Below are 22,938 nucleotides of genomic sequence, written 5' to 3' on the forward strand. Positions count from 1 at the left end.
TTGTCAGCTGGCTATCGTCCCCAGCGGCACGAGAGGTCGCCGGCAACTGCGCCGATTTCAAGGCGATCTGTGGGCGACAGCCCGGATCGGTGAACAATCGCTCAACAAAGCCGCCTATAGGCGGCAAGAAACCGCCTTAGCGAAACGGTCAGCGAGTCTCAGGCCGCATTTGCGCCTTTGGACGGCCAAAGGCCAAGGCTTGCGCCTCGGGCGCCAGGCGGGCGCGCACAGACGCCGGCGGAGGCAGGCCGAGCGAGCCCGCCATGATCGTCCACGCCTCACGTCCATAGCCACGGGCCGCCAGTTGCCCCGCCTTGGCCAGGGAATAGGCCAGGCCCGCCGGAAGCGACCAGGGGAAGAAGCGGCGCAGGAAGCGCATACGGCCCCGATGCTTGAAATAAAGAGAGAACGGCGAAGCCGGTCGCCCCAGGGTCGGCGAGCCGATGGCCGTGCCGGCGCGATGGTAGACGATGGCCTGAGGACAGTAGGCGAGTGGCAGGTTCCCGCGGCGCAAGGCCCAGTCCACCTCCTCGTAGTACAGGAAGTAATCCTCCTTCATGGGACCTGCGGCCTCGTAGAACGTCCGCGAGACCACCATGCTCGCCCCCGTGATGAAGTCGAGTGCAGCCGGATCGGGCGCCGGCGTGGCCGCATGCGACCTTCCCAAACCCGAGTTGCCGGTGACGCCGGTCAGCCGGTTGATGGTGCCGCCATCGATCTGGATCCGGTCCGGCGTGTCGAGATAAAGGACACGCCCTCCCATCAGGCCAAAACCGCCGGGGGCCTCGACCACCGCCCGGGGCGTTTCGGGCGGGACGGCGCTGTCGGGGTTCAGCACCCAGAACCGCTCGATCTCCGGGAAGCCGGCAAGATAGGCCAGGCCGCGATTGACACCAGCCGCAAAGCCGCCGTTCAGGCCGGTCTCGATGAGAGCGACGCTGTGACCCTCGTTCGGGAGCGGGTCCCGCTCGGCGAGGAGACGTAGCGGCTTGGGCGCGGGGCGAAGGGCGAAGGGAAGATCATCGGCCGGGACATATGGCCGCTCGCCTGACGCCCAAGCGCGTATCAAGCCGGTCGTGTCATCGACCGAGGCATTGTCCACGACGGCAATGGCGAGGCGCACGCCCTGGGCTGCGAGGAGGCTTTCCAGGCAATCAAGGATGACATCGGTCGAGTTGAACGTGACGACGACAACTCCGAGGAAGGGAAAGGACATGGGACAGGGTGCCGTATTAGGATGTGACGTCAGTCTCGCTTGCGGGCCGGCTGAGGGCTGGCCGGGAAGCGAGTGTAAGAGGGCTGCGACGGCCTGTGCGCCACGGCCGACGGCGGCTGGGACGGGACCGCAGCCGACGGGCGACTTGGCGGACGCCGTCCTTCCGCTGCCGCCGGCTGCGTTTTCTCAGGCTCCACGAGGATCAGCCACATGCCCGCGCCGAACATGAAGAACACGAAGGAGTAGACGCTTGTCCATACGTGGACCGTGCACAAGGTGAAGCTCAGCCCCAGGAACGTGAAGACCCAAGCGCGTCGGATCAGCGTCAGACGCTCGTCTCCCTCGAAGTTGCGGCGCATGATGTGCATCAGGCCCAGCATGTAGCCGACCGCCAGAAGGATCAGCCCGGGCAAGCCGTAGCGGACCGCCATCACGAGCCAGAAGTTGTCCATGCTGCCGGAGTGCATGTACCAGGGGCGCACCCAGTCATTCAGGCCAATTCCGAAGAGCGGACTGCCCCAGACGTTCTTCATGCCCCATTCGAAGATGATGCCCCGCCAGTAGGCGTTGTGCGCCGAGAAGGTCGCATAGGACATGAACACCCGAATGGGAGACCGCGTCGAAAGCAGATCGATGGCGACATAGCCCAGGGCGAAAAGACCGACGAGCAGCCACCAGCGCGACTTCAGTCCGACGAAGATGGACGCCCACACGATGAGGGCGACTTGCAGGACGACGGCCAGCAAGGCGCCGCTCGAGAGAGCCATGAATCCGGAAAAGGCCACCAGCCCACTGCTCAGATAGCGCCAGGGCGTCGATGACACTCCCTTGAGCGCCACGAAAGCCAGCGAAAACGCGACCGAGCAGAACAGGCCATAATGGATAGGGTGAGCGAATGTGGCCTGAACACGCTCCAGCTCCATCCGCCCGGGAATGGTGACGATCTCGACGCTGCTGAGCCCGGGGATCCGGTAGATCATCTCCACCACGATAGGGCGCCCCGTCATCAGCTCATAAAGCGAAAACGGCAGGATGCAGAGGACGATCAGCACGAGCCTGCGACAGAGCGCGAGGAAGACCTCGGGGCTGCGCACATACGCACGCGCGATCATGTAGCCCCCGAGGAACTCCACGCCTACCGAGCCCATCTGCTCGACCGCGCGGTCGGGATTGTTGACCCACAAGGCAGCGCCGGCCCAGAGGATGTGAAGGGTGAAGAGGATATCCGTCAGGAAGACCCGTCCGAAATGCCCCATGAAGAGACGGATCGCCAGCGGCACCGTCAGGGCAAGGAGAAGCACCCGAAGGCCCGTCATGGTCAGCGGGCCCAGATCGAAGGCGACAGGGACCGCCACGCACAGCAGGTAAGCCGACACCGGCCAAGGCAGGCGTGCGGCCCGAACCCCTTCCCTCGCTGGCAGGGAACGGCCGGGGGCCTGCGGAAGCCGGTTCAGGTACAGGCCACTTGCAACCACTAGTCACGATCCTCGAAAGAAGGATGGCCAAGGGCAGGTCCGCCCTCGATGCCTCCAAGGCCTTGGTACGCGCCGCACGGGATCCTCGACCGGCCTAGAATTCGCGAGCCCTCATGTCCGCGCCGATTCCCGTTTCATCAAGTGGCCCGCCGGGCTTGGGCAGGAAGGATGCGGGATTGCCCGGATCGCCCCCCACGAAGACCAGCCCGTAGAAGTACGGCGCCAGCCGGCTTTGATCCTGTACCACGAGATTGTCTTGCACCGACCAGTCCGGCTGCCCTTCCTCGCCAGTGATGCCCCCAGCGACATTCTTCTCGACGAGAACATCCGTGGAGCCGGACGCGACCGTGATCAAGGGGATGAAGGTCTTTGGGTTGGGCTTCGTGCCCGCCGAGTTCGGGTTCCGCACCACCGTGTTGTTCGCAATTTCCAGGCCGGCCGATTCACCCACCGAGATGCCGTGAAGATGGGCGTTCAGGATGAAATTGCCCTCGATGACCACATCCTGATAGTACATCTCCGGCCCGGCGTTGCCCTGGTCCACCTCTTCGTTGCGCATGAAGATGGACTGGGTGAACCAGCCCTGCCCCGAGTTCAGGAGGTTGCCCCGGATGACGATGTCGCGTGACGGCGCTTCGGTGCCCTTGGTCCAGAACTGGATCATGTCGGCGTGGTCCTTGGACTCCACCGAACGGTCGAAGTCGTGGATGTGGTTTCCCTCGACGAGCAGACGCTCGACCTGGGCAAAGTTCATGCCATCCATCCGCAGACTATGGATGTCATTGCCGCGCACCACAAGCGCTTCGCTCTCGGAGACCACGATGCCACGGTAGAAGGTCCGGATCTCGTTCGCCTCGATCGTGATCCCTGACGAGTTCCGGACGCTGACCGCGTAAGCGGTCGGGAAGCCGTCATCCAGAGGCCCACGCCCCTGGGCCTCGTCACCGTCGAACACCGAGTTCCGAACGGCGACGTTCCGGCTGCCCTCGATCCGGAAGATCCGGTCGTTGGCCTTGTCCTCCGGAGAGAAGGTGTAATCGACCAGGATGCCTTCGATCACAAGTCCCTGAACGTTCGCGATCAGCCCCCCGGTGAAGCGGGGCGGAGAGGCGGGATCGGCGGCGCGGATCACCAGGGGCCGGTCCTCGGACCACTGCAGGCCGCGGAGGTCCAACCTACCCCATTCGCCGCCCGCAAGCAGCAGAACGCCGCCCTCCGGCCGGGCCTCCACGGCCTCCTCAAGAGCCGATGGATCCGACAGCACCGCATCCTGCGCCTGGGCGACCTGCGCCCCGCCCAACAGCAGCGCGACCAGCAGTCCACATCTCGTCCATTCCATCGATCTCTCCCAAGGGGTACGAAGCCCGCATAGAGTGCCCCAATAATCCCTCAGCTTGAACTTGACCACGACACCCATAATCTCGGCCGAGGGCCCCGTCCTGCACATTGCGCCAGCGAAGGACCGTCGATGACCATTCCTGCAACTTCCACATCTCCTGCGGCTCAGGCAGCGCCCCTGAAGAAGGCGAAGCGCCGCGGACTGAACCGGCTCCGCGCCATCCGGAACGTTCTCGTCACGATACGACGCCTTTCGTATACATATGTCTGGAGGATGGACATCCACCCCAGCGTCCAAATGTCGCTTTCGGCTCAGCTTGATCGAACCTTTCCAAAGGGCGTTCACGTGGGACCGCGCACCTATCTGGCGTTCGAATCACGCATCCTGACCCACGACATGACGAGGGGACTCTATCTGCATACGCGGATCGGTGCCGACTGCTTCATCGGGGGCCGCAGCCTCATCCTGCCGGGCGTCGAGATCGGGGACGGTTGCGTCGTCGGCGCGGCATCGGTCGTCACCAAGTCGGTGCCGCCGCGCTCCCTTGTCGCCGGCAATCCTGCCCGCATCCTGAAGAGCGACATCGAAGTGGGCCCTTATGGCCGCTTCCTCACAGCTGACAGCACCGAGGCGGCCCTGGCCGAGGCCGGGCTGACCTGAGATGCGCCGGAGGGCCGCAGTCGCGCTCCTGGCGCTCGGCGCCCTGCTGCTGGCCGCGTTTCCTCGGGAGCGTCCAGCCCCGCCGGTGCGGGACCGCGCCCTCCCGGCGATCTCCCTGGAAGCGGGCCGCGCATTGCGGGTCGTCGCGCTTGGGACCAGCCTGACGGCCCGCTACGATTGGCCACAAGAGGTGGGCGCGGAACTCGGGCGGTGCCTTGATCGGCCGGTCACCGTGACAAAGGTGGCCAAGCCCGGCGCGAACGTCTCCTGGGGCGCGGGACAGGTCGCTGAGGTCGCGGCGGCCCAGCCTGATATCGTCCTGATAGAGTTCGCCATCAACGACGCGGACATGCTCGATGGACTGTCGCTCTCCGAAAGCGACCGCTTGCATCGCCAGCTTGTGTCCGACCTGCGCGACGCTTCCCCGTCCACCGGCCTCACCCTGATGACGATGAATCCCGTGACCGGCCTGCGTAGCCTGGTCCGCCCCCGGCTGGAGGACCATTACGCGGCCTATGGCACTCTGGCCGGGTCCCTCGATCTGGGCCTGGTCGATTTTCATCCGCGCTGGCTCGCCCGCGCCCCGAGCGAGAGGGGGCTCCACACCGACGGACTGCACCCCGATCCGGCAACGGCTTCGGCCGTCATCGTGCCGGCGCTGGTCAGCCATCTCGGTCGCGCGCTCGGCGTGACCTGCGGGGCCGCTCCGCCGGGTCAGGTCACGCGCGATCAGGTGTAGGCGGACATGTCGATGCTGTTGGACACGATGCGCCGCAGGCGTGCGTTGCTTTCGGAGAAATAGCCGGCAAAGCGCGCCCGGACGTGTTGGCTGACCGGCGTCCTGCTCTTCATGAGGGCCGCCACGAAGGCCCGCCTCATGAGATAGCTCGTCGCCCGGAAGAGGTGGTCCCCCCCGGTGCCCAGGTTCAGGAGCGGCTCATGGTGGAGCGCCGAGGGCCGCACGTGGTTGACCCGCCGAAGCACGGGAACGGCGTATTCCGGATCGCTCGCTCCCCGCACGCGTCGCGCGTCGGACGACAGGCCGCGCCACTCCGCATGGCCCGCGAAACGGGCCAGGTCGGCGCAAGCCAGGTCGAGGTCGGCCTGCAGCATCTCTTGCGGCAGGACATAGACGTTGTCGCGTCCGAAGAGCTCCTGATAGAGCGCGATGAGCCGGTCGTACTCGAAATGCTCGGGGGCGAACCCGAAGTAGCCCCATTCCACCTCGCCGTCGAAGAATCGCTCGGGCGTCATGGTGCCGCCGCGGCGGATGTACTGCATGTAGACCGACGGAAGAATGCGCAGTTGTGTGCGGATCGAGATCAGGACGCGCGCGTCGGGCATGGTCTGCCGCATGCGTTCGGCATATAGGTCGTTCTCGCGTCCGCCGAAGAACGGATTGCCCGAGATCAGCTCCGAGGAGATGACCGGGACCATCCCGGGCGGGACGTCATGCTGCCGGGCGGCGATCGCCTCGCGGATCGCCTCGGGATCGAACTGCAGGCCGTGCGGCCGAAGGAGCCCCTCGAACACCTCGCGGTGCGTCAGGATCTGACGATAGCCGTGAACCGGCTGGAACAGCAGGTTCTGCATCCATGTGGTTGCGGTCTTGTGGTAGCCTATGTGAAGAAGCAGCGGTGGCGGTTGGCCGGCCATCGTTCACCTTGGCTTGCGTTGCAGCGCCGCGCTGATTCGCTGGCGCAACTCCTTCATGCTAACGATCTGTAAGGCAAAGAATAGGGCGGCCGCGATCTCGGCCGCCCAGAAGGGTATGGCCTCGAAACTGTTCGCGACGATTGCCGTCATTAGCAGAAGCCCTGTCGCCAATAGCGGCCCCAGCATCGGCCGCAATGGCAGGTGCAGGCGACGCCGCACGAGTTGGAGCGAGACCGCGTAGCCCAGGGCCTCGCCGGCGATCCCGATCCAAAGCACCGCGACGAGGCCTTCCCCCTGAAGCAGCGCGAGCCAGGCGATCGGCAGTGACAGCAGGCGCATCAGGTTGGCGATGGCGGCGTTCCCGGTGCGCCCGAGCGCGAGCGCCACGATCGAGCTGCCCGCCTTGGCCACGCGCACCGCCTGCAGCACCGCCATGAGATTGAGAAGAGGCACCAGATCGGCGTACTTGGGCCCAAGCGCCAGGAGCACGAAAGGTCCGCCCGCGATCAGCACCGCCAAGACCAAGAGGCTGCCGTTGAGAAGCGCCCCCTGGAAGGTCGCCTGCGACAGGTCCACGAAGCGCGGCCGCCCTGCTCCGTCCTCCAGGGCATGGGCGGCCTGCGACAGCCGCGGAAGGAAGAAGTTCTGGAGGCTCTTGGCCATGACCAGCGTGGGCGTGAGCGTGAGCGTGACGCCCATGGAGAAGATGGCCAGCGCCTCCATGCCCAGAACCCGGCCGACGATGATGCGGTCCCCGTTGAAGACGAGGAAAAGCAGCACGTTATTGAGGAGCAGCGGCCAGCCGAAGCGAAGGCTCCCCGCCATGATCTTCCGGTCGAGCGCAATCCGATAGGGCCGCTCGGCCACGAGATGCGAGACGGCCGTCGTCAGCACGGCCTGGATCAGGATGACGAAGAGCATCGCCCGCCAGTCCTCGAGCCAGGCCACGAGGGGCCAGACCGCCAGGAGCGAGGCAAGGGCGGGGACCGTGCTCGACACGATCATCGGCCCGAACCGGTTCTGGCGGTTGAGTCGATGGATGTCGAAATGCGCGAGCGCGTTCAGCACGGGCACGAGCGCCATGACCCGGTGCCCCCAGGCCGCCTCGGGCACGTTCAGGAGGTCGGCGATGGGCCCGGCCAAAGCAAAGAGCAGCAGGCCCGACGCCACCCCCCGCATGATCTGGAATCCCTGCAGCACCGCCTGGAAATGCGGGTCATCGCCGTTCTTGGCCTGGATGATCTGCTGCTGGAGCCCGAAGGCCGACACCATCTCGACCACCGACATGGCGATGGCGAAGGTCGCGGCCACGCCGTAATCGGCCACGGGGATCAGGCGGGCGATCAGCAGGTTGCGCGCCAGCAGGAGAATCGAGGCCGCGGCGTTCCCCGACAGGATCAACAGGGCAGAACGGAGCATGGGGAGAGTGCCTTCCTTCCGGGCGCCGGCCGGGGGACGGCTGGCGACCAGGCGCTTGTTCCCGTCAATTTTCGCCGCGGTCAAGTTGCCCTGCCCCGATTGCGCCACTAAACAGTCGAGTAGCCGGATCGTCGAAGCCCGCTTCGCGCTCGCACCGAACGTCCGAAGGATCTGTCCGCCGATGCCGACCTCGCCCGCCCCCACGGCGCCCACCCTTGCCCGCGCCAGCGATGCGCCATCCGCAGCGGCCTCGCCGCTCGCGTCGTCCCTTGCCCACGTGGCCCGCGGCAACACCTGCGCCGGCTGCGGCGCCTGCGCGGCGCTGGCGGCGGGCAAGGTGCGCATGACGGTGGCCGACCCGGGCTTCCTCCGCCCGCTCCAGACCGCCCCGCTCACGCCCGCCGAGGACGAGGCCATCTGGCGCGTCTGCCCCGGCCTCACCGAGAACGTGGAAACCGAGGGGCGCCAGGACCACGTCCTATGGGGGCCCTACGTCTCGATGCATACGGCCTGGGCGAGCGACCCGGAGATGCGCCATGCCGGAGCCTCGGGCGGCACTCTCTCGGCCATCCTTCTCCACCTTGTCGAGAGCGGCACGGTGGACGCGGTGATCCAGACCACCGCGGCCAGCGACTTCGCCCTCGGCAACGCCACGGTGGTCACGACCGACCGCGCCGGTGTCCTGGCTTCGGCCGGCTCGCGCTATGCGCCCTCCGCGCCGCTCGCCGACCTTCACGAGCGCCTGGCCGAGCACCAACTGACCGGCCGCCGCTTCGCCTTCGTGGGCAAGCCCTGCGACGCGGCCGCGATGGCCGCCCTGCGCGAGATCGACCCCCAGGTGGCTCGGGCCGTCCCCGTGATCCTGTCCTTCTTCTGCGCGGGCGTGCCCTCGCACGCCGGGGGCCGCGCCGTCCTTGCGGCCCTGGGCGCCGAGGAGGCCCGCACGCGCAGCTTCCGTTATCGGGGCAACGGCTGGCCGGGCCGGGCCACCGCCGTGCTGCAGGACGGGACCGAACGGTCCATGACCTACCACGAAAGCTGGGGCCGCATCCTGAGCAAGCACGTCCAGCACCGCTGCAAGATCTGTCCCGACGGCCATGGCGCGCTGGCGGACATCGTCTGCGCCGACGCCTGGGAGAGCGACGAGAACGGCTACCCCCTCTTCGAGGAGCAGCCCGGCGTCAGCCTCGTCATCGCGCGCACGGCGCTGGGTGAGCGCCTCCTGAACGAGGCGTGCGCCAAAGGCCGGGTCGAGACCGGCCCCTTCGACGTGGACGACCTCGTCGCCATCCAGCCCGGCCAGCGCGAGCGGCGCCGGGCGCTCGCCGCGCGACTCCTGGCGCTCCGGATCGCGGGCCGGCCGGTGCCGCGCTACCGGGGCCTTCACCTTCTCGCGGCGGCGCGGCAGAACTCCGTTCGCAAGAACGTGACCAACTTCCTGGGCATGATCCGCCGCACCGTCATGCGTCGGGCCTGACCCGTCCCCGAAGGAATCTTCATGGCCTCCCGACCTATCCGCGTCTGCCTGCTCGGGCATTCGACCCGCTCCGACAACCTCGGCGTCGGTGCGCTCACCGTCTCGGACATCGCCATCCTTCGCCGGATCGCGCAGGAGATCGGTCGCGAGGTCGAGATCACGGTTCTCGACTTCAAGGATGCCCGCGAGCCCTACGTCACCGGGTCCGATATCCGCATCGTGCCCCTCGACCGGCGCGCGATGACGCGGCCATCGGGATATCTCGCGCTCGCCCGCCGCTCGGATTTCGTGGTGGACATCGGCGGTGGCGACAGCTTCGCGGACATCTACGGCTCGGGCCGGCTCAACCGGATGTTCCTGCTCAAGGGCTTGACCCATCTGGCCGGCACGCCGCTGGTGATGGCGCCGCAGACCGTCGGCCCCTTCACCAAGCCCGCCTCGCGCCTCATGGCGCGCCTGGCGCTGCGCCGCGCCGCCGTGGTCGCCTCCCGCGACGTGCAGTCCACGCGCGCCGCGCGCGACCTCGGCCGTGCCGAGGTGATCGAGGCCTCGGACGTGGCGCTTCGCCTGCCTTATGACCCGCCCGGCCCGCGCGAGGACGGGCCCCTTCGGATCGGCCTCAACATCTCAGGCCTCCTGATGGCCGGCGGCTACACCGGCCGGAACGAGTTCGGCCTGACCACCGACTATCCAAGCCTGATCCGCGACCTGATCCGCCACTTCCAGACCCATCCATCGGGCTGCGAGGTCCACCTCGTGCCCCACGTCATCGTGCGCGAGGGCCGCATGACCGGCGAGGACGACTATCGCGCCTGCGAGGCGCTCGCCGCCGAGTTCCCCGGCACCGTGCTCGCCCCGTCCTTCGGATCGCCATCCGAGGCCAAGACCTACATCGCGGCGCTCGACTTCTTCATGGGCGCGCGAATGCACGCCTGCATCGCCGCCTTCTCCTCGGGGGTCCCCGTGATCCCCATGGCCTATTCGCGCAAGTTCGCGGGCCTCTTCGGCTCGCTTGGCTACGATCGCACCGTGGACTGCACGAGCGAGGCCAACTCCGTGATCTTGGACAAGATCGCCTCGGCCTTCGAAGACCGCGAAACCGTGCGGGCCGAGGCCCGGGACGGCCTCCAGCGCGGCCTCGCCAAGCTCGACGCCTACGAAGCGGCGCTCCGGCGCCTCATGGAGAAGGCGAGTGCCTGACGCGGCTGTCATCATCCCGCACTACAACGACATCCAGCGGCTGGGCCGCTGCCTCGACGCCCTGATGCCACAGGTGACCTCCGACATCGAAGTCATCGTGGTCGACAACGCCTCGACCGAGAGCCTTGCCGGCGTGCGCGCGGCCCATCCCGGGGTCAGGATCGTAACCGAGACGCGGAAGGGTGCGGCGCTCGCCCGCAACCGGGGCGTGGCCGAGACGACGGCGCCCTGGATCTACTTCCTCGATTGCGACTGCGTCCCCGCCCCCGACTGGCTGGCCGCTGCCGGCCGGGTGCGGACGCGAGGCGACCTCGTCGGCGGCACGATTACCCTCTTCGACGAGACGCCCGGCCCCCGCTCGGGCGCCGAGGCCTTCGAGACCGTCTTCGCCTTCAACAACCGCTCGTACGTGGAGACAAAGGGCTTCTCGGTCACCGCCAACCTCCTGACCCGCCGCGAGGTCTGGGACGCGGTGGGCGAGTTCCGGCCGGGCCTGTCCGAGGACCTCGACTGGTGCCACCGCGCCCGGTCGAAGGGCTTTCGCCTCGTCCATGCCGACGACCTGCGGGTGGCGCATCCCACACGCGCCGACTGGCCGGCGCTGGAGCGCAAATGGCTTCGCTTGACCGCCGAGAGCTGGGAGCTGCGAGGCAAGGGCCCCACCGCCCGCGCGCTCTGGGCGGCACGCGGCTTTGCTCTGATCGCCTCCATCGCGATGCACGCCCCCAAGGTGCTGCTCCACACGGAGCTTCGGGGGCCCGAGCGGCGGGCCGCGCTCGCGACGCTGGCGCGCCTGCGTCTGCGGCGCTGCGGCTGGATGCTGGGTCAGGCGCTGGGACGCGATCTCTAGGACCGCATGCGGATGACCTTGGCGGGAACTCCGGCGGCGATGGCGCCGGCGGGAACGTCGCGCGTCACCACCGAACCTGCGCCGATCACGCAGCCCTCGCCCAGCGTGACGCCGGCGGTGATGACCGACTTGGTGCCGATCCAGCAGTCCGGCCCGATGACGACGTCGCGCTCGACCATCGGCTGGTCCGTGATCCGGGAGCCGGCGGCCAAGCCGTAGTCGGCCGCCGTCACGAAGCAGCCTGGCCCGAAGGTCGTCCGCGCGCCCACTCGCACCCAGGAGCTCGTCTTCCCCGCCCACAGCGCCGTATGTTCGCCGAGTTGGACCTGGTCCCCCAGTTCGATGCGCTCCCCGTTGCGGAACGACGTGTTGGGCGCGAGGCGGACGTCGCGGCCCACCGTCATGAGCCGCCTCTGCCCGACATGGCTGTAGCCGTAGTAGTGCAGCATACGGAACGGATGCAGCCACACCATGGGATCGAGCACCGAGCCCAGGAGACGGGCGATACGCCCTCCGATCGTGCGAGTCCTGACCGCCATCGTCGTAGCATCTTCCTTTTGCTGCCCAGGTAGCTCCAGGGCTTTGGCCGCCCCTTCGCAGGGCGCGTCTTCGCTGGCATGGCCTGGGCTTCGCTGCGCTGCACCGCCGCAAGACTGCCTGAGTGCCCGACGGGGTCCTTACAAAAAGCCGGGCTCGGGCCCGGCTTTCTTTCTCCTGCATGTAGTACTTAGGGACCGCTAAATCAGCACGCCCTGTCAGCCGTAGTCGCTGTAACCGTAGTCCTTGCCCAGATAGCGGCACTTGTTGACCACGACGCCCATGATGTTGGTGCGCGAGGCGAGGTCGCGCTCGCAGTTGTCGATCTCGGCCACGCTGCTTGTGCCCGCGCCGGCCACGATCAGCGCCGCGTCCACGTGCGCCGCAAAGGCCATCACGTCGTCTCCGGTCAGCATTGGCGGCATGTCGAAGATCACGACGTCGGGCTCCAGCGCCTGCTCCATCGCCGCCAGCGCCTCGGGGGTACCCGGCGACTGGAACAGCTCGGCCGCGTCCCGCCGCGGCTGTGGGTTCAGCAGCACCGCCAGATTTGGCCGAAGGCGCAGCGCCACCTCCTCCAGCGTGGCGCGCCCTTCCAGGAAATCGGCCGAGTTCGCCGACGGCCGCAGCCCCATCGTCTTGGACAGCGACGGACGGCGCAGGTCGGCCTCGAAGAGCACGACGCGCCGCTCGGGCTGCCGCGCGAGGCTGTAGGCGAGGTTGAGCGAGATCGTGCTCTTCCCGCAGCCGGGTCCCGGCGACGTGATCGCGATCCGGCGCCAGCCATTGGTGCGCGCCTCATGGAGAAGCTTGGTGCGCATCATGTCGAATCGCACGGCGTCGCGCTCGCCCGTGGCGGCGACGATATGCGCGCGCACGAGCGCGCGGGGCGCCACCGCCGCTTCCCGCAGCGCCTGCCAGTGGGCCGCGACCTGCAGGGCCTCGGGCGCAGCCGTGGGAGCGGCGCCGCGTTCGGGGGAAATGCGCCCTTCGGAAGCGGGCGCGGCCTCCTTCCGGGCGATCCGGGCCTTCTCGATCGCGTGCTGGATGCGTTCCATGGATAGGCCCTCAGCCGAAGGTGTCGGGGATGACGGGGTGGCTCGTTGCCAATCGGTCGAGCAGCCGGTCCGCCATCATGTCGAGCGGCACCACCTGGCTGTGGATCAGCCACAATGCGCCCGGGATGACCACCAGCACCACGAGGAAGGCTGTCACGATGCGGAGCCGCCGCCGGCGGATGTCATAGCGGCTCTGCAGCATGGGAAGTGCGGCGAAAGGCTGGATGCCAAGCTGGCTTGTCAGTTCGATGGGGCGGCGGATCGTCCGGTCGGACAGTTCCAGAAGCGCCACGAGTCCAAGACCCAGCACCACCCCCAAGCCGAGGCCTGCGGCCGCGATCAGGGGACGGTTCGGGCTTTCCGGGGCGGCGGGGGGCACCGCCTGCTCGATGACCGAGATCCGTTGGCCGCGCGACAGCGTTTCGATCATCTCGCCGGTTTCGGCGACGGCCCGACGCTGGACAGCCTGGTCGTACTGAGACCGGGTGTTCTCGTAATCGCGCTGCAGCTCGGCCAGCGTCACGGCGTTGCCGGGCGTGGCTTCGATGGTCTGCTGGAGCTCGGCCAGGACGGTCTGGATCTGCTCGCGCTGCTGCTCCAGGAACTCCAGTTGCGCATCCAGATCGGCGAGCTGGAGCTCGTACGCGGTCAGGCCGCTGTCGGCCGAGTTGGCGACGGCCGTGCCCTGATTGGCGGCGACCTGGCCTTCCAGGGCCCGGATCTGGTTCTGGAGGACGCTGATGCGGGGGTTGGTGGGCGACAGCACCGCCTGCAGCGAGGCGAGCTGGTTGCGCAGATCCTGCAACTGGCGCTGCTCGGGCGTGAGCTGGGCCTGCTCGGTCCCGGCCAGGCCCACGCTGCCCGTCGATTCAAAAAGCTCCACGAGGCGCGCGCGGCGATCGCGCAGGCCGGCCTCGTCGCGCTGGATCTGCGTCAGGCGCTCCTGATCGGTCACGAGCCGGCTGCGGCGGAACTCCAGGCTGTCAGGCAGGGCATCGCGGTTGGCCTCCTGGAAGGCGGACACGGCGGCGCCCTTGCGGGCCACCTCCTGATCGAGCCTCTCCACTTCCTGCGTGAAGAACTCGAGCGTCTGCCCGGCGGCGCGGGTCCGCAGCGACACGTTCTCGCTCAGGATGAGCGTGACCACCTCGTTGGCCACCGTGGCGGCGAGTTGCGGCGTGCCGGCGGTGAAGCTCACGTCCACGAGCGTCGCCTGCGGAGGGGCGTTCCGGCTAGTGGCCACACCGCCACCCGAGGTCGCGATCACGATTCGCTCGCGCATGTCCTCCACGAGGTCGTCGGCCTCCATGGGCCGCGCGGCCTGCCCGGGGCGCGCCTCGTAGATGTCGAGCCGGTTGGCCATCTCCAGGAGCGTCTCCCGGGTCAGGATGCGCTGCTGGATGATCTGGAGCGTCTCGGTCGCCGCCGTGCGGACGGTCGAGGCGGCCAGGTCACCCGGGATCTGCTCCGATTCGACCACGAGCTTGGCCTGCGCCACATAGACGGGCGGCAGCAGCACGGCGACCGTGGCGCCCAGCACCGCGCCCATCACGGTGAGCAGGAGCACGTAGGGAAGCCGGCGCAGGAAGACCAGCAGGTAGAACTTGGTGTCCATCGTCAGATGTCCCCCCGGTTGGACAGGTCGCCGACCGCGCGGGCACGCGGCGTGACGCTGATGGTCTGCCCGCCGGCGAAGAACACGCCGTCGGCCAGCACCTCCTCGACGGTGGCGCGCGACACGTGGCGCTGGTCCTTGGTGAAGGCGTAGACCATGGCGAAGTCGCAGAGCTGGTTGACGAGCCGCGGGATCCCGCGCGAGGCGTCGTGCACGAGATCGATGGCCGGCTCACTGAAGATGGGCTCGCCGGCCCCGGCGACGCGGAGGCGATGCGCCACGTAGTTGTGGACGGTGGCGAGGTCCATGGCGGGAATGTGGAAGCTCGCCGCGACGCGCTGGGCCAACTGGATCATGTCCGGCCGGCGGATCATGTCGCGCAGCTCGGGCTGGCCCACCAGCACGAGCTGCACCAGCACATCCTTGTTGTTGTTGATGTTGGTGAACATCCGCACTTCCTCGAGCGACTCGCGCGACAGGTTCTGCGCTTCGTCGAAGATCAGGATGACGCGCCGTCCGGCCGCGTACTCGGTGATCAGGTGCCCCTGGAAGCGGGCGAAGAGGTCCACGTAGGAAGCATCGGCCGGCGCCGGCTGGTCCAGCGCCATGAGCACCCAGCGAAGCAGCTCGCCCCGGTCGCCGTGCGAGTTGGTGATGAGCCCCACCTTCACGTCGTCGCCCAGCGTCGCCAGCAGCTTGAACAGCACGGTGGTCTTGCCCGCCCCCACCTCGCCGGTGATGAGCGTCACGGGCGCGCAGGTGACCACCCCATACTCGAGCATGGCGAAGGCACGCCGATGGTGATCGGACCAGAAGAGGAATGCCGGGTCCGGCACCAGGGAGAACGGCCGCTCGGTGAGGCCGAAGAAGTCGACGTATATATCCAAACTCGTTGCCATTCCGACCGTGGGAAGCCTCGGGCCCAGCCCTCTCGTAACCGAGGCGCCACCAAAAAGCCAGTGGGGCCGCCCCAGTCCTGCCAAATCCGTACGGGCCCCTTCCGGACGGGAGAGGCAAGGAAAGCAAGCACGACGCGATCTTGCGCACCGTTTCCATTCCGCGTCCAGACTGTTGCCATATGCGGCGGCCCCATTTATGGCGCAATTGTGTTCTCTAATAGGCAGAGCCGAGGGCCCCCTCCTGCTGTCCTCTTCACGGCTGCGTCAGCGGCGCGTGCGGGGATTGCCAGAAGGACCCATGTGGGCCAGTTGGCGTTCAGCCGCATGCATGATACCTGAAGGACGGGATATGAGGGGGCTGATGTCGACGCAGGATCGAGACCAGGCCGTTGTCGTCGGCGCGTCCCGCCGCTCGGTGGCGGCCGCGTTCCCCGAGGGGTCGATGGCAACCGCCCGTCCGCGCCGTTTCTACCGCCATGTCGTCAAGCGCACGCTCGACATCCTGGCCGTCCTCCTGGCCCTCCCGATCGTGCTTCCGATCGTGGCGACGCTCGCCATCGCGGTGGCGATGGAGGGGGGGCAGCCCTTCTACACCCAGCAGCGCATCGGCCGGGGCGGCCGGCTCTTCCGCATGTGGAAGCTGCGCAGCATGGTCCCGGACGCCGACGCCCGGCTCGAGGCCCACCTGCGCGACCACCCCGAGGCGCGCGCCGAGTGGGACGAGACCCAGAAGCTCAAGGACGACCCCCGCATCACCCGCCTGGGCCGCCTCCTCCGCAAGTCGTCGCTCGACGAGCTTCCGCAGCTCTGGAACGTGCTCAAGGGCGATATGAGCCTGGTGGGGCCGCGCCCGATGATGCCGTCGCAGGCGGCGCTCTACCCCGGCACGGCCTATTTCGAGCTGCGTCCCGGCATCACCGGCCCGTGGCAGGTGAGCGAGCGCAACAGCACCTCCTTCGCCGCGCGCGCCTATTACGACTCGGCCTATCTCAACGGCCTTTCGCTCGGGCTCGACCTGCGCATCCTCTTCGCCACCGTGCGGGTGATCCTGCGCGCCACGGGCTATTGACTTGCGCGACCGCAGCCGCTGCCGCATATCGGCAGCGGGTCCCGGATGCTCCGGCCGGCCCATGTGCCGCCTCGGCCCCTCCTTGTTCCGTCGCTAGCGAGTTGCCATGACCTTCCGATCCGGCGCCCTCCTGGCCGCCACCCTGTCCTCCGTTCTCCTCCTGGCCGGCTGCGAAAGCCGCGAGGACCGGGCCGAGCGCTTCTACCAGTCCGCGCTCACCCTCCTGGAGGAGGGGGACGAGGAGCGCGCCATCGTCGAGCTGCGCAACGTCTTCGACAACGACGGCTTCCACAAGGAAGCGCGCCAGACCTATGCCGACCTCATGCTCCGGCGCGGCGACACGGCCGAGGCCTATCGCCACTACCTTCGCCTGATCGAGCAGTATCCCGACACCGCCGAGGTGCGCCGCACCCTGGCCGAGGTCGCCATCGCCCAAGGCAACTGGGAGGAGGCCGGGCGGCACGGCGCCGAGGCGATCCGGCTCCTGCCCGACGACCCGCAGGTCCGCGCCGTCGGGCTGGCCCTGCGCTACCAGGACGCGGTCATAGCCGCCGACGACGCCGAGCGCGAGGAGATCGCCCGCGAGGCGCGCATCATGCTCGCCAGCCAGGACGATCTGTCGGTGGCGCGCCGCGTGGTCATCCATTGGCTGGTGCACGGCCCCAACCCGTCCGACGCCCTGCCCGAGATCGACAAGGCCCTGGCCGCGGAGCCCGACTCGCTCGAGTTCCACATGGTGAAGTTCGAGATCCTGGCCCGGAGCGGCGACGCCGAAGGCACGGGCGCGCAGTTGCAGGACATGTACGCGCGCTTCCCCGACAACGAGGAGGTGCGCACCGCGCTCGTGCGCTGGTATCTCGTCCAGGGCGACAAGGACGGGGCCGAGGCGCTCCTGCGCGAGATGGCGGGCGACCCCAAGGGTCCGACCGACGGCCATGTGACGCTGGTGCAGTTCATACAGCAGGCCCGCGGCGAGGACACGGCCCGCGCCGAGCTCGACGCCCTGATCGCCGCCAACGAGGGCACGGCCAACGCCGACCTCTACCGGGCGCTCCTGGCGGGGATGGACTTCGACGCCGGCCGCCGGGACGAGGCCGTGGCCGCCCTGGAGGCGGTGCTCGCCCAGGCCCAGCCCTCGGACCAGACCCGCCGGATCAAGGCCACGCTCGCGCGGATGCTGTCGTCCCTGGGCGACGACGTGGGCGCGCGGCGCTACGTGGAGGAAATCCTCGCCGAGGACGCCACCAACGTCGACGCGCTCAAGCTCCGGGCCGCCTGGGCCATCGCCGAGGACCGGGCGCGCGAGGCCATCGTCGACCTGCGCACGGCGCTGTCGCAGGACCCCCGCGACGTGGACGTGCTCACGCTCATGGCCGAGGCGCACGAGCGCGACGGCGACATCGAGCTCGTGGGCGAGCGGCTCGCCGTGGCGGTGGAGGTTTCCAACGGCGCAGTGGAGCCCTCGCTGCGCTATGCCGACTACCTGGCGCGCCAGGGCAACGCGGCGGCCGTCGAGACGGTGCTCTCGGACGCGCTGGCCGCGAATCCCACGAACGTGGAGGTGGCGATTCGGCTGGGCCAGGCCTGGCTCGAGCGCAACGACACCTCGCGCCTGCGCGACCTCGTGGGCCACCTGGAGGAGATCGGGACGCCCGAGGCCGACGAGGCCGCCCAGCGGCTCCAGGCGGGGATGCTCTTCGCGCAGGACCGCACGGCCGACGGGCTCGCCATGCTGCGCAGCCTCGCCGACCAGGGCGGCAGCGCCGACGACGTGGCGCGCGCGGTGGCGGCGATGCTCCGCACCGGCAGCCCCGGAGAGGCGCGGGCCTACCTCGACGCCCGGCTCGCCCAGCGGCCCGACGACCCGGAACTGCGGCTTCTCGACGCCGGGCTCCTCGCCTCCATGGACGAGGCCGAGGCGGCCGAGGCCAAGCTGCGCGAGCTCCTGGCCGAGAATCCTGCGTTCGAGGCAGCGGCCAACCAGCTCTACCTGCTGCTCGCCCGCGCCGGCCGGGGGCTGGAGGCGGCCGAGGTGCTCGACGCCGGCCTCGCGGCCGTGCCCCATTCCCAGCAGCTCCGCTGGATCAAGGCGACCGAGCTCGAGAGGACGGGCGACATCGACGGCGCCATCGCCATCTACGAGAGCCTCTACGAGGACAACAGCTTCAACATCGTGGTCGCCAACAACCTGGCGAGCCTGCTGAGCCAGCGCGCCAAGACCCCTGAGGAGATCGAGCGCGCCTTCTCCATCGCCAAGCGGCTCAAGGACACGAAGGAGCCGGCAGCGCAGGACACCTACGGCTGGATCCTGACCCAGCGCGGCCAGCCTGCCGAGGCGCTAGCCTATCTGGAGCCCGCCGCCGAAGCGCTGGCCGAAGACCCGGTCGTGCAGTTTCACCTCGGCATGACCTACCACGCCCTGGGCCGGCTCGACGATGCCAAGGCGCACCTGACCCGTGCGGTCGAACTGGCCGGCGACCGGCCGATCGCCCAGGCCGAGAAGGCGCGCGCGACCCTGGCCGAGATCGAGGGCGGCGTCGCGGCTCCGGCGGAGACGGATTCTTCGGACGGAACGAACTGACGCGGGTGTGGCAGGTCCACCGCGGCTGCCGGGAATAGGAGACAGGGGGCTGCGGCCCCCCTTTCTGCGCCTTGCGCACCGGTCGGCTCACGTTATCGTGGAGATGGAAAGCGCAAGGCGCTCGTGTCGCTGCGCAAGGGAGATGCCGCATGACCATCGGGAACGCCCCGATCGCCGCCGCGCTGGCCTGCCTCCTGGGGCTCGGAGCCTCGGGTATGGCCGCCGCGCAGGAGGCCTACAGGATCCAGCCGGGTGACGTGCTCCAGATCGAGGTGATCGAGGACCCCTCGCTCAACCGCAGCACCCTGGTGTCGCCGGACGGGCGAATCACCATTCCGCTGGCCGGGGGCATCCAGGCCGGGGGCCGCACGGTCGAGCAGGTCCAGTCCGACCTAACGGCCCGCCTCGCCCCGAACTTCACCGCGCCGCCCAACGTCTTCGTGGGCATCGCGCAGCTCGCCCCCGATGAGATCGAGCCTCCCGCGGTGCCGGCCGAGGAGCCCACCATCGACGTCTACGTCGTGGGCGAGGCCGCGCAGTCGGGCAAGCTCACCGTCGAGCCCGGCACCACCCTCCTGCAGTTCCTCGCCGAGATGGGGGGCTTCTCCGAGTTCGCCGCGACGAAGCGCATCCAGCTCCGCCGCACCGACCCGGCCACGGGGCAGGAGACGATCTACGCCATCGACTACGGCGCCATCGAGCAGGGGCGCAGCAATGCGGGCTCGGTCACCCTGGCCGAGGGCGACGTGCTCGTGATCCCGCAGCGGCGGCTCTTCGAATGACCTGCCGGCGGCCCGTCAGGCCGGGGCGGGCCCGCCCGGCGGGAACACGGGCGTTGTCCCTGTCCGTCCTGGCGGCGGCCGGCCTTGGCCTCGCGCCGCTGGCGCTGGCGCAGGACGCGGCCGGGCGAACCCCCAATCCCCTTCTGACCTTCACCCTGTCCCAAGGCCTGGGGGCCGAGCGCAACGCGAACCTCGACCCGGGCAGCGACGAGGTCGAGGCGCGGTCGAACACCGACGTGGCCCTCGCCTTCGAGACCCGGACACCGGTCTCGACCCTCTCGCTCGGCACCGACGCGACGCTCGACCTGCCGCTGAGCGGGGATGGCGACCGGCGGGTCCGCGGCCCCCAGCTGCGGTTCGACTACGATCGCACCGTGCCCAGCGCCAGCCTCAGCCTCTCGGGCCGCGCCTCCGAAACCGACGTGGCCTTCCTGCGGACGCTGGGCGACTTCGTGGACGACGACGGCACCATCGACCTGCCCGACGACTTCGCAGACTTCCGGGGCGAGGGAACGCGCCGCAACCTGCGGCTCGATGGCGACCTGTCCCTGCGCGACAACGCCCCCCTGGGCGTGATCCTGTCCGCCGGGACCGAGGTCACGGACTACAGCGACGTGACCTCCTCCGACCTCGTCGATTTTCAGGAAACCACCTTCGGCGCCGCGCTCCGCTTCCGCCTGACCGAGGTGGCCGAGGTGACCGCCGGCCTGCGCGGCTCCACCTACGACGAGGACGGGGCCGACCCTGTGACGCGCTACGGCTTCGACCTCGCCGGGGCGATCGAGCGCCGCGACGGGCAGGTGTCCGCGCAGCTCACGCTCGACGAGACCGACGACGGCACCCGTGCGGCGCTCAGCTTCGGCCGCGCTATCGAGCGCCGCACGCTCCAGCTTTCGGGCAGCCTGGGCGTGACCCGGGACGGCACGGGTGACCTGGAGCTGACCGGCTCCCTGCAGGCCACGCGCGAGCTGGCGAACGGCTCGGCCTCCGTGGCGCTCGACCAGTCGGTCGAGACCGTCGAGGGCAACGACGAGAAGGTCGTCACCACCGTCTCGGCCAACTACGCCCGCGCGCTCACGCCGGTGGCCTCGCTCAGCGTCGACGCGCTCTTCGGCCGGTCGCAGGACACCGGCTCCGACGAGAGCACGCGCACGCTCGAGGTCGGCGCCACCCTCAGCCGTCAGGTCACCGAGGACTGGGACCTGTCGCTGGGCCTGCGCGCGCGCCAGCGCGACGAAACCGGCGCCGAGACCGCCCGCGGCCAGGACCTGTTCCTGACCCTCGGCCGCAGCTTCCGCGGCGGCTTCTGAACCGTCCTGCCCCGCCCGGCCTCAGGGTCGGGCGGGCGGCGACGCACCTCTCGCTTTTCCGACCCGCCTGACCTAGATTGCGGCGAAAGCTCCCCTCGCCCGAGGGGTGGCCCGTCATGTCCGCAGCGTCAGGGTGCCCGATGTCCGACACTACACCATCCCGAGCCGTCGGCGTCGCGGTCCCTCCGGGCGGCCTCAATGCGCCGGGGCTCGTCTGGTTCGGCCTTTTGGTGCTGGCCTCGCTACCGATCTACTGGCTGGGCTTCGGCGCGCTGCTGCGCGCCTGGTCGACTCCGGAATACAGCCACGGGCCCCTGATCCCGCTGATCTCGCTCTATCTGTTCCTGCGCGAGCTGCGCCACGCCCCGCCCGAGAACCCTCTCCAGCCGCGCACGCGCTGGCAGGGGATCGCCGTCATCCTCTTCGCGCTGGCCTTCGGCATCTTCGGCAACCTTGTCCGCATCCCCGACGTGACGACCTACGCCTTCATCATCTGGGTCATGGGCGTCGTGCTCGTGGGCTTCGGATGGGAGCGGGGGCGCAGCCACTGGGCGCCGGTGCTGCACCTCGTCTTCATGCTGCCGCTGCCGCAGTTCCTCTACTGGCAGCTCACCATCTTCCTCCAGCTCGTGTCGTCGGAGCTGGGCGTGTGGTTCGTGCGCATGGCCGGCGTCCCGGTCTTCCTCGAAGGCAACGTCATTGACCTGGGCATCTACAAGCTCCAGGTGGCCGAGGCCTGCTCGGGCCTGCGCTACCTGTTCCCGATCCTGAGCTTCTCCTACCTCTTCGGCATCCTCTACCGCGGCCCCTTCTGGCACAAGGCGGTGCTCTTCCTGATGGCCGCGCCGCTCACGGTCTTCATGAACTCGGTCCGCATCGGCGTGATCGGCGTCATGGTCAACAGCTACGGGATCGAGCACGCCGAAGGCTTCCTCCACTTCTTCGAGGGCTGGGTCATCTTCGGCGCCTGCGTGGCGATCCTGTTCCTCGTGGCCGTGGCGCTCCAGCGCCTCACCCCCAACCCCCTGCCCCTGTCCGAGACCATCGACCTCGACGTGGACGGGCTGGGTGGGCAGGCGCGACGGTTCCTGGGGATCGAGCCCTCGCGCGGGCTCGCCACGGCTGCGCTCCTGTCAGGCGCCGTGGCGCTGGCCTTCGTCGCCGCCCCCACGCCCGAGCGCGCCACCGTCAGCCGCGACGTCTTCGCGCTCTTTCCGCGCGAGGTCGGCCCCTGGTTCGGATCGGCCGAGGCGCTCGAAGCCGACACCGAGCAGGTGCTGGGCGCCACCGACTACGTCAACATGACCTACGTCTCCGAATCCGAGGCGGCGCCCGTGAACCTCTTCTCCGCCTGGTACGAGAAGCAGACCGAAGGCTCGGGCATCCACTCGCCCGAGGTCTGCCTGCCCGTGGGCGGGTGGGAGGTCTTCTCGATCGACCCCTACACCGTCTCGATGCCGGGCACGGTCTATGGCGACTTCACGCTGAACCGCGCCGTGATTCAGAAGGGGATGAGCAAGCAGCTCGTCTACTACTGGTTCGAGCAGCGCGGCAAGCGCATGACCAACGACTACCTGGCCAAGGCCAGCGTGGTCTGGGACAGCCTGACCATGGGCCGCACCGACGGCGCCATGGTGCGCTTCGTGACCCCCATCCTGGAGAACGAATCCGAGGCCGACGCCGACGCCCGCCTCCAGCGCATGATGGCCGACGCCCTGCCCCGCCTGCCCAGCTTCGTCCCCGAGTGAGGCGGCCCGATCCGGCGGGGCGCCTTGCCGCGCCCGGTCGGGTGGGC

General features: G+C 68.8%; 19 protein-coding genes. 10 read left to right on the forward strand and 9 right to left on the reverse strand.

From position 1 onward, the window contains the following. Nucleotides 1–148: 148 nt before the first annotated feature. The 3 genes from FHG71_RS01240 to FHG71_RS01250 form a co-directional block, all read right to left on the reverse strand. Nucleotides 149–1,216: a glycosyltransferase family 2 protein gene (locus FHG71_RS01240; protein WP_139079779.1), complete on the reverse strand. Its 1,068-nt coding sequence runs from the start codon at nucleotides 1,214–1,216 to the stop codon at nucleotides 149–151. Between the two features lie 29 nt (nucleotides 1,217–1,245). After that, complete coding sequence (locus FHG71_RS01245; protein WP_139079780.1) at nucleotides 1,246–2,592, reverse strand: O-antigen ligase family protein; 1,347 nt, start codon at nucleotides 2,590–2,592, stop codon at nucleotides 1,246–1,248. Between the two features lie 193 nt (nucleotides 2,593–2,785). Next, nucleotides 2,786–3,823 carry a right-handed parallel beta-helix repeat-containing protein gene (locus FHG71_RS01250; protein ID WP_176559231.1) on the reverse strand — a complete coding sequence of 346 codons (1,038 nt, stop codon included), beginning with the start codon at nucleotides 3,821–3,823 and terminating at the stop codon, nucleotides 2,786–2,788. A 336-nt stretch (nucleotides 3,824–4,159) separates the two neighbouring features. Here FHG71_RS01250 and FHG71_RS24510 point away from each other — a divergent pair, with 336 nt between their 5' ends. Continuing rightward, on the forward strand, nucleotides 4,160–4,690 hold the full coding sequence (locus tag FHG71_RS24510; RefSeq protein ID WP_139079782.1) for an acyltransferase: 531 nt from the start codon (nucleotides 4,160–4,162) through the stop codon (nucleotides 4,688–4,690). Nucleotide 4,691: 1 nt separating this feature from the next. Then, the gene (locus FHG71_RS01260; RefSeq protein WP_139079783.1) at nucleotides 4,692–5,429 is read left to right on the forward strand and encodes an SGNH/GDSL hydrolase family protein; all 738 of its coding nucleotides are present in this window, start codon (nucleotides 4,692–4,694) and stop codon (nucleotides 5,427–5,429) included. On the opposite strand, the gene FHG71_RS01265 is transcribed toward FHG71_RS01260, so the two are convergent. Further along, a complete protein-coding gene (locus tag FHG71_RS01265; RefSeq protein WP_139079784.1) occupies nucleotides 5,420–6,283 on the reverse strand; it encodes a hypothetical protein in 864 nt (287 codons plus the stop codon). The two genes, FHG71_RS01260 and FHG71_RS01265, sit on opposite strands and share 10 nt — an antisense overlap. A gap of 66 nt (nucleotides 6,284–6,349) precedes the next feature. Beyond that, nucleotides 6,350–7,765, reverse strand: a complete 1,416-nt coding sequence (locus FHG71_RS01270; RefSeq protein ID WP_176559232.1) for an oligosaccharide flippase family protein — start codon at nucleotides 7,763–7,765, stop codon at nucleotides 6,350–6,352. A 181-nt stretch (nucleotides 7,766–7,946) separates the two neighbouring features. Between FHG71_RS01270 and FHG71_RS01275 the strand changes: the two genes are divergently transcribed. Genes FHG71_RS01275 through FHG71_RS01285 form a run of 3 tightly spaced genes read left to right on the forward strand, consistent with a single transcriptional unit; the run spans nucleotide 7,947 to nucleotide 11,292 of the window. Further along, nucleotides 7,947–9,242, forward strand: coding sequence for a Coenzyme F420 hydrogenase/dehydrogenase, beta subunit C-terminal domain (locus FHG71_RS01275; protein WP_139079786.1), 1,296 nt, complete (start codon nucleotides 7,947–7,949; stop codon nucleotides 9,240–9,242). 21 nt (nucleotides 9,243–9,263) lie between these two features. Beyond that, a complete protein-coding gene (locus FHG71_RS01280) occupies nucleotides 9,264–10,442 on the forward strand; it encodes a polysaccharide pyruvyl transferase family protein (RefSeq protein ID WP_139079787.1) in 1,179 nt (392 codons plus the stop codon). Then, a complete protein-coding gene (locus FHG71_RS01285) occupies nucleotides 10,435–11,292 on the forward strand; it encodes a glycosyltransferase family 2 protein (RefSeq protein ID WP_139079788.1) in 858 nt (285 codons plus the stop codon). Before FHG71_RS01280 ends, FHG71_RS01285 begins: the two co-directional genes overlap by 8 nt. Here FHG71_RS01285 and FHG71_RS24515 read toward each other — a convergent pair. From FHG71_RS24515 to FHG71_RS01305, 4 genes are all read right to left on the reverse strand, one after another. Next, nucleotides 11,289–11,831 (reverse strand): acyltransferase, encoded by a 543-nt coding sequence (locus FHG71_RS24515; protein WP_139079789.1) that lies wholly within the window; start codon nucleotides 11,829–11,831, stop codon nucleotides 11,289–11,291. The two genes, FHG71_RS01285 and FHG71_RS24515, sit on opposite strands and share 4 nt — an antisense overlap. 216 nt (nucleotides 11,832–12,047) lie before the next feature. Then, on the reverse strand, nucleotides 12,048–12,887 hold the full coding sequence (locus FHG71_RS01295; RefSeq protein WP_139079790.1) for a CpsD/CapB family tyrosine-protein kinase: 840 nt from the start codon (nucleotides 12,885–12,887) through the stop codon (nucleotides 12,048–12,050). 10 nt (nucleotides 12,888–12,897) lie between these two features. Beyond that, entirely contained in the window at nucleotides 12,898–14,502 is a 1,605-nt protein-coding gene (locus FHG71_RS01300) for a GumC family protein (RefSeq protein WP_246045297.1), read from the reverse strand. A 2-nt stretch (nucleotides 14,503–14,504) separates the two neighbouring features. Next, nucleotides 14,505–15,401: an ExeA family protein gene (locus FHG71_RS01305; RefSeq protein WP_139079792.1), complete on the reverse strand. Its 897-nt coding sequence runs from the start codon at nucleotides 15,399–15,401 to the stop codon at nucleotides 14,505–14,507. A gap of 361 nt (nucleotides 15,402–15,762) precedes the next feature. Between FHG71_RS01305 and FHG71_RS01310 the strand changes: the two genes are divergently transcribed. From FHG71_RS01310 to xrtD, 5 genes are all read left to right on the forward strand, one after another. After that, nucleotides 15,763–16,470: a sugar transferase gene (locus tag FHG71_RS01310; RefSeq protein ID WP_176559233.1), complete on the forward strand. Its 708-nt coding sequence runs from the start codon at nucleotides 15,763–15,765 to the stop codon at nucleotides 16,468–16,470. Nucleotides 16,471–16,576: 106 nt separating this feature from the next. Continuing rightward, complete coding sequence (locus FHG71_RS01315) at nucleotides 16,577–19,051, forward strand: tetratricopeptide repeat protein (RefSeq protein WP_139079793.1); 2,475 nt, start codon at nucleotides 16,577–16,579, stop codon at nucleotides 19,049–19,051. A 149-nt stretch (nucleotides 19,052–19,200) separates the two neighbouring features. After that, nucleotides 19,201–19,833, forward strand: a complete 633-nt coding sequence (locus FHG71_RS01320; protein WP_139079794.1) for a polysaccharide biosynthesis/export family protein — start codon at nucleotides 19,201–19,203, stop codon at nucleotides 19,831–19,833. A 53-nt stretch (nucleotides 19,834–19,886) separates the two neighbouring features. Then, complete coding sequence (locus FHG71_RS01325) at nucleotides 19,887–21,143, forward strand: hypothetical protein (RefSeq protein ID WP_139079795.1); 1,257 nt, start codon at nucleotides 19,887–19,889, stop codon at nucleotides 21,141–21,143. A 140-nt stretch (nucleotides 21,144–21,283) separates the two neighbouring features. Continuing rightward, nucleotides 21,284–22,891: a VPLPA-CTERM-specific exosortase XrtD gene (xrtD, locus tag FHG71_RS01330; RefSeq protein WP_139079796.1), complete on the forward strand. Its 1,608-nt coding sequence runs from the start codon at nucleotides 21,284–21,286 to the stop codon at nucleotides 22,889–22,891. Nucleotides 22,892–22,938: the final 47 nt, after the last annotated feature.

Source organism: Rubellimicrobium roseum, assembly GCF_006152145.1.
Taxonomy (GTDB): domain Bacteria; phylum Pseudomonadota; class Alphaproteobacteria; order Rhodobacterales; family Rhodobacteraceae; genus Rubellimicrobium; species Rubellimicrobium roseum.

Bases quoted from the DNA above. Each gene is read 5' to 3' on its own strand.
- FHG71_RS01240 (WP_139079779.1), bottom strand. From the start codon at position 1,216: ATGTCCTTTCCCTTCCTCGGAGTTGTCGTCGTCACGTTCAACTCGACC.
- FHG71_RS24510 (WP_139079782.1), top strand. From the start codon at position 4,160: ATGACCATTCCTGCAACTTCCACATCTCCTGCGGCTCAGGCAGCGCCC.
- FHG71_RS01260 (WP_139079783.1), top strand. From the start codon at position 4,692: ATGCGCCGGAGGGCCGCAGTCGCGCTCCTGGCGCTCGGCGCCCTGCTG.
- FHG71_RS01265 (WP_139079784.1), bottom strand. From the start codon at position 6,283: ATGCAGAACCTGCTGTTCCAGCCGGTTCACGGCTATCGTCAGATCCTG.
- FHG71_RS01270 (WP_176559232.1), bottom strand. From the start codon at position 7,765: ATGCTCCGTTCTGCCCTGTTGATCCTGTCGGGGAACGCCGCGGCCTCG.
- FHG71_RS01275 (WP_139079786.1), top strand. From the start codon at position 7,947: ATGCCGACCTCGCCCGCCCCCACGGCGCCCACCCTTGCCCGCGCCAGC.
- FHG71_RS01280 (WP_139079787.1), top strand. From the start codon at position 9,264: ATGGCCTCCCGACCTATCCGCGTCTGCCTGCTCGGGCATTCGACCCGC.
- FHG71_RS24515 (WP_139079789.1), bottom strand. From the start codon at position 11,831: ATGGCGGTCAGGACTCGCACGATCGGAGGGCGTATCGCCCGTCTCCTG.
- FHG71_RS01295 (WP_139079790.1), bottom strand. From the start codon at position 12,887: ATGGAACGCATCCAGCACGCGATCGAGAAGGCCCGGATCGCCCGGAAG.
- FHG71_RS01300 (WP_246045297.1), bottom strand. From the start codon at position 14,502: ATGGACACCAAGTTCTACCTGCTGGTCTTCCTGCGCCGGCTTCCCTAC.
- FHG71_RS01305 (WP_139079792.1), bottom strand. From the start codon at position 15,401: ATGGCAACGAGTTTGGATATATACGTCGACTTCTTCGGCCTCACCGAG.
- FHG71_RS01310 (WP_176559233.1), top strand. From the start codon at position 15,763: ATGTCGACGCAGGATCGAGACCAGGCCGTTGTCGTCGGCGCGTCCCGC.
- FHG71_RS01315 (WP_139079793.1), top strand. From the start codon at position 16,577: ATGACCTTCCGATCCGGCGCCCTCCTGGCCGCCACCCTGTCCTCCGTT.
- FHG71_RS01320 (WP_139079794.1), top strand. From the start codon at position 19,201: ATGACCATCGGGAACGCCCCGATCGCCGCCGCGCTGGCCTGCCTCCTG.
- xrtD (WP_139079796.1), top strand. From the start codon at position 21,284: ATGTCCGACACTACACCATCCCGAGCCGTCGGCGTCGCGGTCCCTCCG.